Source organism: Halobellus sp., from assembly GCF_042218505.1.
GTDB lineage: Archaea > Halobacteriota > Halobacteria > Halobacteriales > Haloferacaceae > Haloquadratum.
The window spans coordinates 49,811-59,684 of the sequence record NZ_JBDGQZ010000047.1 but is presented as its reverse complement, the minus strand read 5'-3'; the positions used below and the strand labels follow the sequence as shown (position 1 = coordinate 59,684).

At 66.4% G+C, this 9,874-nt stretch carries 12 protein-coding genes; 6 read left to right on the top strand and 6 right to left on the bottom strand.

The annotated features are described in order from the left end of the window. Positions 1–32 precede the first annotated feature (32 nt). The 4 genes from ABEI27_RS12495 to icd form a co-directional block, all read right to left on the bottom strand. Positions 33–383, bottom strand: coding sequence for a hypothetical protein (locus ABEI27_RS12495; RefSeq protein ID WP_375799733.1), 351 nt, complete (start codon positions 381–383; stop codon positions 33–35). 2 nt (positions 384–385) lie between these two features. Then, positions 386–919 carry a DUF5817 domain-containing protein gene (locus ABEI27_RS12490; RefSeq protein ID WP_375799732.1) on the bottom strand — a complete coding sequence of 178 codons (534 nt, stop codon included), beginning with the start codon at positions 917–919 and terminating at the stop codon, positions 386–388. 117 nt (positions 920–1,036) lie between these two features. After that, positions 1,037–1,777: a helix-turn-helix domain-containing protein gene (locus tag ABEI27_RS12485; RefSeq protein WP_375799731.1), complete on the bottom strand. Its 741-nt coding sequence runs from the start codon at positions 1,775–1,777 to the stop codon at positions 1,037–1,039. Between the two features lie 166 nt (positions 1,778–1,943). Beyond that, the gene (icd, locus tag ABEI27_RS12480; protein WP_375799730.1) at positions 1,944–3,206 is read right to left on the bottom strand and encodes an isocitrate dehydrogenase (NADP(+)); all 1,263 of its coding nucleotides are present in this window, start codon (positions 3,204–3,206) and stop codon (positions 1,944–1,946) included. 191 nt (positions 3,207–3,397) lie between these two features. On the opposite strand from icd, the gene ABEI27_RS12475 reads away from it, so the two are divergent. After that, on the top strand, positions 3,398–4,060 hold the full coding sequence (locus tag ABEI27_RS12475) for a DsbA family protein (RefSeq protein WP_375799729.1): 663 nt from the start codon (positions 3,398–3,400) through the stop codon (positions 4,058–4,060). A 42-nt stretch (positions 4,061–4,102) separates the two neighbouring features. On the opposite strand, the gene ABEI27_RS12470 is transcribed toward ABEI27_RS12475, so the two are convergent. Beyond that, entirely contained in the window at positions 4,103–4,879 is a 777-nt protein-coding gene (locus ABEI27_RS12470; protein ID WP_375799728.1) for an acetoacetate decarboxylase family protein, read from the bottom strand. Between the two features lie 116 nt (positions 4,880–4,995). Next, positions 4,996–5,412: a winged helix-turn-helix transcriptional regulator gene (locus tag ABEI27_RS12465; protein WP_375799762.1), complete on the bottom strand. Its 417-nt coding sequence runs from the start codon at positions 5,410–5,412 to the stop codon at positions 4,996–4,998. Positions 5,413–5,503: 91 nt separating this feature from the next. Here ABEI27_RS12465 and ABEI27_RS12460 point away from each other — a divergent pair, with 91 nt between their 5' ends. From ABEI27_RS12460 to ABEI27_RS12440, 5 genes are all read left to right on the top strand, one after another. Then, positions 5,504–6,490, top strand: coding sequence for a ring-cleaving dioxygenase (locus ABEI27_RS12460; RefSeq protein ID WP_375799727.1), 987 nt, complete (start codon positions 5,504–5,506; stop codon positions 6,488–6,490). Further along, positions 6,487–7,134: an alpha/beta hydrolase gene (locus ABEI27_RS12455; protein ID WP_375799726.1), complete on the top strand. Its 648-nt coding sequence runs from the start codon at positions 6,487–6,489 to the stop codon at positions 7,132–7,134. Before ABEI27_RS12460 ends, ABEI27_RS12455 begins: the two co-directional genes overlap by 4 nt. A gap of 73 nt (positions 7,135–7,207) precedes the next feature. Then, on the top strand, positions 7,208–8,098 hold the full coding sequence (map, locus tag ABEI27_RS12450; protein WP_375799725.1) for a type II methionyl aminopeptidase: 891 nt from the start codon (positions 7,208–7,210) through the stop codon (positions 8,096–8,098). A 5-nt stretch (positions 8,099–8,103) separates the two neighbouring features. Next, positions 8,104–8,700, top strand: coding sequence for an HIT domain-containing protein (locus ABEI27_RS12445; protein ID WP_375799724.1), 597 nt, complete (start codon positions 8,104–8,106; stop codon positions 8,698–8,700). Positions 8,701–8,821: 121 nt separating this feature from the next. After that, positions 8,822–9,853 (top strand): cation diffusion facilitator family transporter, encoded by a 1,032-nt coding sequence (locus ABEI27_RS12440; RefSeq protein ID WP_375799723.1) that lies wholly within the window; start codon positions 8,822–8,824, stop codon positions 9,851–9,853. Positions 9,854–9,874: the final 21 nt, after the last annotated feature.

Genomic DNA, 9,874 nt, shown 5'->3' with positions numbered 1-9,874 from the left:
TCGACCCGTCACAGAGGTCGCGATTGCCTGAGTTAGCCCCCGAACGGCCCGACGAGTAGCAGGGTTCCGACAGCCACCAGCCCGAGACCGCCGACGAGTAGCGACGTCTCCGGGGACGATCCGGAACCCTGTTGCCCGACTGCCAGCCCCAGCGAGGCCAGGAGCCAGCCGATGCCCGAGAACGAGAGCCCGACCCCCCGCCGGCGCTGCCCCTGGATCACCGCCGCTGCGGCCAGTAGGGTGTGTCCGGCGAGGAACCCACCTCCCGCCAGCACGAGGCGGCCGGTGACCGCCGCGACAGCGCCGCCGACGAAACACGCGCCCACGAGGAGTCGGACGGCCGTTCCGACGATGCCCGCCGTAGCGGCCCCTGTCTCTGGCATCGTCAGAGAAGCCGGTAGCGGCCTCGTGACTCGGAGGCTTCGCCGCGCCGGGCGAGTTTCTCCAGCAGCGTACGCGCTTTCTCGCCCGGAACGCCGCGTTCTTCGGCGTAGTCAGCGACCTCGTCGGCCGTCGGCCGCTCCAGCGTCCGGAGGGCGTCGCGAACGACGTCGAGACGGGTCGATCCGGATCCGCCCGGCCCCTCTGAGGCCCGCTCGCCCGCGGCCGCGACCTCGTCGGCGTCGAGGCCCGCCCCCTCGAGGTACTCGCGTTCGCCGACGCCGCTGTCGTCGATGTCGCGCTCCATCTCGGCGACGTGAGCCGTCTCCGCGAACGCTTCGCTGTTGCCGCCCTGCTTCGCGAGCAGGGCCGAGCGCGCCTGTCTGGCCGCCTCGCGGTCCTCCTCCTCGACGAACCGACGGAGTTTCTTCGTCTGGTGGGTCCGCCCGCACCGCGGGCACGTGGCGGTCTCGGCCGTCCGCGCGTTCTTCAGGAGCCAGAGGTGCTCACAGTCGGTACACCCCACGACAGCGTACATACACGCCGATTCCGCGCGATCGGATTTGAACCTTCGCCTCGCTCGCGGACGATTCTCGGTACTGAGACGCGCTCCGGTGGGCCGCCCCACCCTGGGGACTCCTCGCTCCGGCCCCACTCACTCGCGACGGGTCAGGAACTGCTCAACGACGCGGGCGGTTCCGCGCCGAATCGTCTCGCTGGCTGTCGACTTGTCCACTCCCAACGCTTCCGACAACTCCACCAGCGTGCACCCGCGCGGCACCTCGAAGTAGCCCCGTCGCTGTGCGACCATCAGGCACTCCCGCTGGCGGTCAGTCAGGAGCGACTCGTCCTCCTCGGTGTGTACGAGCGTCAGCAACTCGTATCGCCGGCCGGTCTCCTCCAGCGCCGATCCGAACGCCTCGAACTGCGCCTGTGTCGCAGTCACCTCGAACTCCATTTCACCGTCCTCGACGACGATGGGGAACTCCGGGGGGAGCGACGAGTCCCAGAGAAACGCATACAGGCTCCGTTCGTCGGCCTCGTACTGTGCGATGGTTCGTCGATCCCCGGTGTACAGCGTCTCGTAGTCAACGATGTCGGGATGGGACCGAATGGCTTCGGCGACGGGTTGTGGGTCCGTCGCTCGGACCTCGCCGAGTTCCAACGCCCGCTCGCCCATCGGAACGCCGGTCAGCAGTCGGAGCGTCGCGTCCGGAAACGACGTAGACACCTCGTGGACCCAGATGTCCTCGGGAAGCACTAACCGCAGGCGGGCACGGAGCATCAACTCCTTGTTAGCGTTCGCGTCGGCAAAAAGTGACGCCCGGGTCATCCGCGTCGTGGGGTCGAGCGCGACTCGAACGGGAGCGATGGACTGTACTGGCGTGGGTGTCACTTCGAGGCGTTGTCGGGTGATATCACACCCGAAAGTGGGCAAGACACGCCCGTGACCGTTTGCCCAGGCGGTTGGGCTCGATCCGGATCGACTCAGAAGAGACGTCCCCCGGAGAAGAGGCCTCTCCGGGGTTCAGAAAGAGAACCCGGCGCTGCCAACCCGATTCTCAGGTGAGTTCGTCGATGTTCTCGACGACGGCCTCGGCGAACTCGCTCGTCGCGAGTTTGTTGCCGCCCTCGATCTGCCGTTCGAGGTCGTACGTGACGTCGCCCTCGGAGATGGTCTTCTCGACGGCGTCACGGATGAGCCTGCCGGCGTCTTTCCAGCCGAGGTACTCGAACATCAGTCGGCCCGAAAGGATCATCGCCGTCGGGTTGACCTTGTCCTCGCCCGCGTACTTGGGCGCGGAGCCGTGGACCGGCTCGGCCAGACAGAGCCCCTCGCCGAAGTTCGCACCGGGCGCGATGCCGAGCCCACCGATCTGTGCGCCAGCGGCGTCGGACATATAGTCCCCGTTGAGGTTCATCGTCGCGATGACCTCGTACTCGCCGGTGCGGGTGAGGAGTTGCTGGAGCATATTGTCGGCGATGCGGTCGTTGACGACCAGCGTGCCTTCGGGGGTCTCGCCGTCGTGCTCCTCCCAGAGTTCGTCCTCGGTGATGACGTCCTCGCCGTACTCCTCCGTTGCGACCTCGTAGCCCCAGTCCCGGAACGCCCCCTCGGTGAACTTCATAATGTTCCCCTTGTGGACGAGCGTGACCGTGTCGCGGCCGTTCTCGATGGCGTAGTCGATCGCCTCGCGAACGAGGCGTTTCGTCCCGAACTCGGTGATCGGCTTGACGCCGATGCCGACGGCCCCGTCGTGAATGACGTCGTCGTCGCCCATCTCCTCCTCGACGAACTCTTTGACCCGCTGGACCTCGTCGGTGCCGGCTTCCCACTCGATGCCGGCGTAGACGTCTTCGGTGTTCTCCCGGAAGGTGACCATATCCATCGCGCCGGGGTTTTTTACGGGCGAGGGGACGCCGTCGATGTGGTACGTCGGGCGGACGTTCGCGTAGAGGTCGAGTTTCTTCCGGAGGGCGACGTTGAGCGAGCGGTAGCCGGCCCCGACTGGCGTCGTGAGCGGCCCCTTGATCGCGACGCGGTGCTCGCGGATCGCACTCACCGTATCGTCGGGGAGGTTCTCGTCGTAGCGCTCGCGGGCGGACTCGCCGGCGTAGAGGCGCATCCATTCGACGGACCGACCAGTCGCGTCGGCGGCGGCGTCGAGCACTTTCTGGGCCGCCGGTCCGACGTCCGTACCGATGCCGTCGCCGTGGATGATGGGGACGATCGGCGCCTCCGGTACGTTCAACTCACCCGTCTCGGCGTCCGCGAGCGTGATCTTCTCCCCAGCGTCGGGGACTTCGACCTGGTCGTAGCTCATAAACATCCGGCTCTTTCCGTACCGAGCCTAAATTACTGCCGTTATCATTCCGAGCGAACCGGCCGAATCGCAATTTCTGCCGGCCGATTTGAGGGATTGTCGGACCGCTCAGAGAGAACCAGGTGGCGGCTCCCAGCGGTCGTCTCCGACGGGACGGTTTCTTGTGTCGCGGTCGCCTTCCCGGACGTACGATGTCGGACACACCTGACGCCGAGACGGAAGATCGTCCCGACGCGGAGCCGATCACGGTCTACTCCGATTACGTCTGTCCCTTCTGTTATCTCGGCCGCCGGTCACTCGAGGCGTTTCAGGCGGGTCGCGAGACCGAACTGCAGATCGACTGGCGGCCGTTCGACCTCCGCTCGGGGAAGCGGAATCCCGACGGGACAATCGACCACGACGCCGACGACGGCAAGGACGACGCGTACTACGAACAGGCCAAACAGAACGTTCGCCGCCTCCAAGCCCAGTACGGGGCCGACGAGATGGAACTGGACCTCGCAATCGACGTCGATTCGCTTCCTGCCCAACTCGTCTCGGTCGCGATCCGAGATCGCGAGGGGTACGAGACGTGGCTCGCCTTCGACGAGGCCGTCTTCGCGGCGCTCTGGCAAGAGGGTCGCGACATCGCTTCTGCGGACGTACTGGTCGACCTCGCAACGGATGTCGGCGTGGACGCGGATGTCGTCCACGACGTGCTCGACGACGACGAGCGACGGACGGCCCTCCGCGAGCAGTTCCGGGCGGCCAGCCAGCGCGGCGTCACGGGCGTGCCGACGTTCGTCTACAAGGGCCACACCGCCCGCGGAGCGGTCCCACCGGAGCAGCTCGAACGGCTGGTCGAGGGCGTCTGAGGGACGCAGGGTCGTCGCCGGGGCCGAGGGTCAGGCCGCCGACTACACCCGCTCGCTCGCGTGAAACAACAGGTCACCTTCGAGGCGGATTCGTCCGAGCGCTCTCGGCCCGAGGTCGAGCGACTCCAACGGCTCGGCCTTGTGTTGCGTTCCGAACGACACCGAGACACGATCGCTGAACGGCCACCCACCGATCTCGGCGTCGATTTCGCTCGGAACTTCGAGGAGTTCACCGTCTTTCTGCGTGTACGAGCGTCCGTCGCGTCGGACCGCTGTTGTCGGCGGCCGATCGACCGCGAGGCTGACGAACCGCTCGCCGTCGACCCGAACGGTCGTCTCGCGGACGGACCCCTCGTCGGCGTGATCGATCGCCGCGACCTCCTTGGGGTAGTCCCAGACGTCGACGCCGAACGCCTTTGCTGGCGCTGTCGTGACTGGCATCGCCCAGACGTACCCGTTCGTCGCTTCCAGCATCGCAGAAATGTAGGGCACATTCGATGACGCGGTGTGGCTCGCCGGAACAACGACGGCGAACTCGTCGTACGGATCCAGTCCGGGAACGTCGACCGCGTGGTACTCGACGCTGAGCAGTGTCACCGCCGCGTCGCCCGTCAGCGTGGCCCGAATCGGCTCCAAACGATCGGGAAGCAACGCTGAGACCTCGCCTTTCGGCGCAGCGAACGTCGCACCCAGCATCGTCGCCTGAAGCCTGACGGGCAGTTCTACCGTGTGACCGGTCGAAATGGTCACGGACTCTTGGCCGGCCGATTCCGTCCCCTGAGCAGGTGTGTTCGTTTCCCGGCGATCGTTGCTCGACATACCCGGTGAACGGAAGCAGTGATAAAAACACCCGGGGCAGTCGCACTGTGGCCCCGCTCGTCGAGAACCGGGTTGCCGCCGGTGACTCCGAAGAACAGTGACCGAGGCTAGACCGCTTACTCCGCCGCCTCGTCGCTCTGCTCGTCCTCGACGTTCGAGGAACCGCCGTCGGCGGCCACTGTCGCCGGATCAGCGCCCGTCGGCGTCGCATGTAGCCACTCGTCAGCCCACGCGTCGATCTCGTCGAAGACGGGGCACAACGAGCGACCTTTCGGTGTCAGCGAGTAGAACGTCGCAACCGGCGCATCCTCCTCCAGCCGCCGGTTGACGAACCCCAGTTCCTGGAGGTCGTCGAGGACGCGGGACAGCGTCCGCGAACTGGCGTCGGTCGATCGCTTGAGTTCGTTGAACCGCTTTTCGTCCTCCTGGAGGTCGTGCAGGACGATCAGTCGCCACTTCGAGCCGATCTGTTCGAGCGAGTCGATCACCGAGCACGGTTCCTGGTCGGACTTCTCGTCGGGTTCTGGGGACACGAACGTCACCTGAGTACCGGTTCGTCCGCGAAGGTACAAACCCTTTCGGACTTATACTAGATAACAGAGCGATACTACCTTCGCTTCACCTATGCAAACCACTGGCATCCACCACGTCACGGCCGTTGCGGGCGATCCCGAAGCCAATCTCGCGTTCTACACCGAGGTTCTGGGGCTGCGATTCGTCAAGCGCACGGTCAACTTCGACGATACGACGACGTACCACCTCTACTACGGCGACGAAACGGGCACACCGGGTACCGCGCTCACGTTCTTCCCGTTCGACGGCGGGCGGGCCGGACGACCGGGGCGCGGCCAGGCGGTCGCGACCGCTTTCGCCGTCCCCGAGGGAAGCCTCGATTACTGGGCGGACCGCCTCACCGACGCCGACGCGACGGTTGAGGGCCGACACACCCGGTTCGGTGCGGACGTGCTCTCGTTTACCGACCCCGACGGTCAACCGCTCGAACTCGTCGCGGCCGACTCCCCGATCGATCCCTGGCCGGGCGGTCCCGTCCCCGAGGAGTACGGACTCCGCGGCTTCGTCGGCGTGACCCTGCACTCCGGGGACCCGGAGGCGACCGCGAACGTGTTGGGTCGCCTCGGGTTCACCCGCGTCGGATCGACGACGGAACCGGACGACGGAGCCGACCGCGTTCGATTCACTGCCGAGGGCGATCACGCGACCGTCGTCGACGTCATCCACCGCGGTCCGCCGCGGGGTCGCCCAGGCGTCGGCACTGTCCACCACGTCGCCTTCCGCGTCCCCGACGAGGACACGCAGTTGGCCTGGCGCGACGAACGCAAAGACGCCGGACAGTTCGTGACGCCGCAGACGGATCGACAGTACTTCAGGTCGATCTACTTCCGCGGACCGGGCGGCATCCTCTTTGAGATCGCGACAGACGGCCCCGGATTCACGATCGACGAACCGGCTGCGGAACTCGGGTCGGAACTCAAACTGCCCGCGTGGCTCGAAGACGAGCGCGATCAGATCGAGGCGTCGCTCCCGTCACTCGCTGCCGAGACCGGCCCAGCGACCACTCCAGCAACGATGGACGGAGGTGCCGGCGAATGAGTGGAGCCGACCCCCACGCCGACCAGCCGATCCGCACCGCAGGCGTCTCGCCCGAGGATGCTGACGCGGCCGTCGTGCTCGTCCACGGCCGTGGCGCGCGCGCCGACGGAATGCTCCACCTCGCGCAGGAGTTCGCCCGCGAAGGCGTCCACTACGTTGCCCCGCAGGCTCAGCGCGGCACCTGGTATCCCAACCGCTTTCTCGCGTCGATCGAGGCGAATCAGCCACATCTCGACTCAGCCCTCGTGCATCTCGACCGCGCGGTCGAGGCCGCACAATCCGGTGGCCTTCCGGCCGAGAAGGTCCTCCTGGTCGGCTTCTCGCAGGGGGCGTGTCTCGTTTCGCACTTCGTCGCCCGCGATCCGAAACGCTACGGGGGACTCACGCTGCTCTCCGGCGGACTGATCGGCGAGGAGGGCACTGCGTTCGATTTCACCGGTGACGTCGGCGGGATGCCGTTCTTCCTCGGCGTCAGCGACGACGACCCACACATTCCGATGTCCCGCGCTGAGGGGACCGTCGCCGTCTTCGAGGAACTGAACGCCGACGTGCGATTCGACCGCTACCACGGTCGCGGACACGGCATCTTCACCGAGGAGATCGAGTATCTCGGTGACGTACTCGACGACGTCGTAGACGAGTAGACCACCTGACTGGGCGGCCGCGACGACTCTCGGCTTCGGAACCTCTTTTGTATCTTCGGCCGACAGTGTTTCTATGAGCCACGGACCACTCGACGACGAGACGATGGAGAAGTACCAGGAGGCTGGGTCTGTCCTCCGACAGGTGCTCGACGAAGCGGCCGAGAAGATCGAACCGGGCGTGACCCAACTGGCAGTCGCGGAGTTCGCCGAGGACCGCATCCTGGAACTCGCCGATGGCTGTGCCTTCCCCGCGAACATCAGCGTCGACGAGGAGGCCTCCCACGCCAGTCCCGGCCGCGACGACGACACCGAGTTCGGTGAGGAGTTGGTCTGTCTCGACTGCGGCGTCCACGTCGATGGGTACATTGCGGACGCGGCGGTGACGGTCGATCTCTCGGGGACCCCCGAACTCGTCGAGGCAGCCAAGGAGGCTCTCGACGCCGCACTCGACGTGGTTGGACCGGGCGTCGAGACCGGAGAAGTCGGCGCCGCAATCGAGGACGTGATCCGGGGCTACGGCTACACGCCCGTCCTCAACCTCTCGGGGCACGGTGTCGCCCAGTGGGACGCCCACACCGGGCCGACGATCCCAAACCGGGGAACCGAGCGCGGCGTCGAACTCGAAGTCGGCGACGTGGTCGCGATCGAGCCGTTCGCGACTACCGGGAGCGGAAAGGTCTCCGAGGGCACGAACGCGGAAATCTACAGCCTGGAGAACGACCGCTCGGTCCGGAACCGCGCCGCCCGGCAGGTCCTCGATCAGGTGAAAGACGAGCACAAGACGCTGCCCTTTGCGGCACGCTGGCTGGACGGCTCTCGTTCGGAGATGGCCGTCCGCCGGCTGGAACAGCAGGGCGTGCTCCACGGCTACCCGGTGCTGAAAGAGGACGACGGCGAACTGGTCAGTCAGGCCGAGCACACCGTTGTAATCACCGAGGACGGCTGCGAGATCATCACGACGTGAGCGAGATGGACCAGGTATTCGCCCCCTGGCGGATCGAGTGGGTCGAACGCGACGACCACGAGGACACCATCGACGGCTGCCCATTCTGCGTACTCCCCGAGCGCGAGGCGGACAGAGAGAGCCGGATCGTCGCCCGCAGCGACCGCTCGTTCGTCATCCTGAACAACTACCCCTACAACCCCGGTCACGTGATGATCATCCCCGACCGTCACACCGGTGAGTGGGGCGCGCTTTCCGACGCGGAACTCCTGGATCACACCCGTCTCAAGATCGCGACCATCGACGCGCTCGACGCCGCACTCGCGCCCGACGGCGTCAACGCCGGCGAGAACCTCGGTGGATCGGCCGCAGGCGGCTCGATCAGCGATCACGTCCACACGCACCTCGTTCCGCGCTGGAGCGGCGACACGAACTTTATGCCCGTGATCGGCGACACAAAGGTGCTCGTCGAAGCCCTCGACGACACTTACGACCGACTCCACGAGGCGTTCGCGTCGCTGTCGGCGGCAGCGCCCAGCGACAGGGACGGACGGGACGATCTCGAGGAACGAGACCACGACCCAGATCCAGATCGTGCGGTTCGGCTCCGTTTCGAGACCTGATCGTCCGCTGCGCTGTCCCGGTTCACGTCGCACTGTTGTGCCGTCTCTGTTCGCGTCGGTACTCTGCGCGCTGTCGTTCGGGACCGAAGCGACTTAGCCGTCCCACGGGAAGGTGCGATCAATGAGCGAGGACCGCAGACGCGTCGTCCGCCGGGTCGGGGCGGTCGTCCTCGGGGTCAACCTCGCGCTCGCGCTGGCGAAGGGCGGCGTCTGGTGGACGACTGGCAGTCTCGCCGTCGGTTCTGAGGCCGTCAACAGCCTCGCCGACAGCATTTACAGCCTCGTCGTCCTCGCCGGACTCTATCTCACAACCCAACCGCCGGACTTCGAGCACCCCCACGGGCACGAGCGGATCGAACCGTTCGTCTCGCTGTTCGTCGCGGTCGGCGTCTTCGTCGTCGGCGGCGCGGTGCTGTGGAACGCCACGACCTCGATCCTCGTGGGGTCCTACGGCGTCAACGGGGGAACCGCGGCGGTTGCGGTCCTCGTCGTCACTGCCGGCGCGAAGTACGGGCTCTACCGCTACTGCCTCCGGATCGGCGAGGAACGGCACTCACCCGCTATCGTCGCCGCCGCGCTGGACAACCGAAACGACATCCTCACTGCCGGCGCAGCGCTCGTCGGCGTCCTCGGCGCGTCCGCCGGCGTCCCCGTTCTCGATCCGATCGCCGGGGCCGTCGTCTCGCTCGGGATCTTCTACACCGGGTACGAAATCGTCCGCAACAACGTGAACTATCTGGTTGGAGCCGCGCCGCCCGAGGAACTCCGGCGGGAGATCCTCGCACGCGCGCTCGAACATCCGCAAGTCCGGGGTGCACACGACGTCGTCGCGCACTACGTCGGACCGGAGATCGACGTGAGCCTTCACATCGAAGTCGAGGGGCGGATGACGCTCTTCGAGGCGCACGACATCGAATCCGAAGTCGTCGAGTCCGTCGGCGCGATGCCGGAGGTCGACGACGTGTTCGTCCACGTCGATCCGAAGGAACTCGGCGAGTGGAAACCCAACGACGAGGCAGATCGACTCGTCGAATCCGAATCGGCTGACCGCGATAGGGGTGGCGGCGAATTCGATCCGGCGAGCGACGTTGAAGCCGACCGCGACGGCGAATCGAGGCCGGAAGACGACGCCGCTCCCGACCACTCGGCTTGACCCACCGAGAGTCGCTCGACG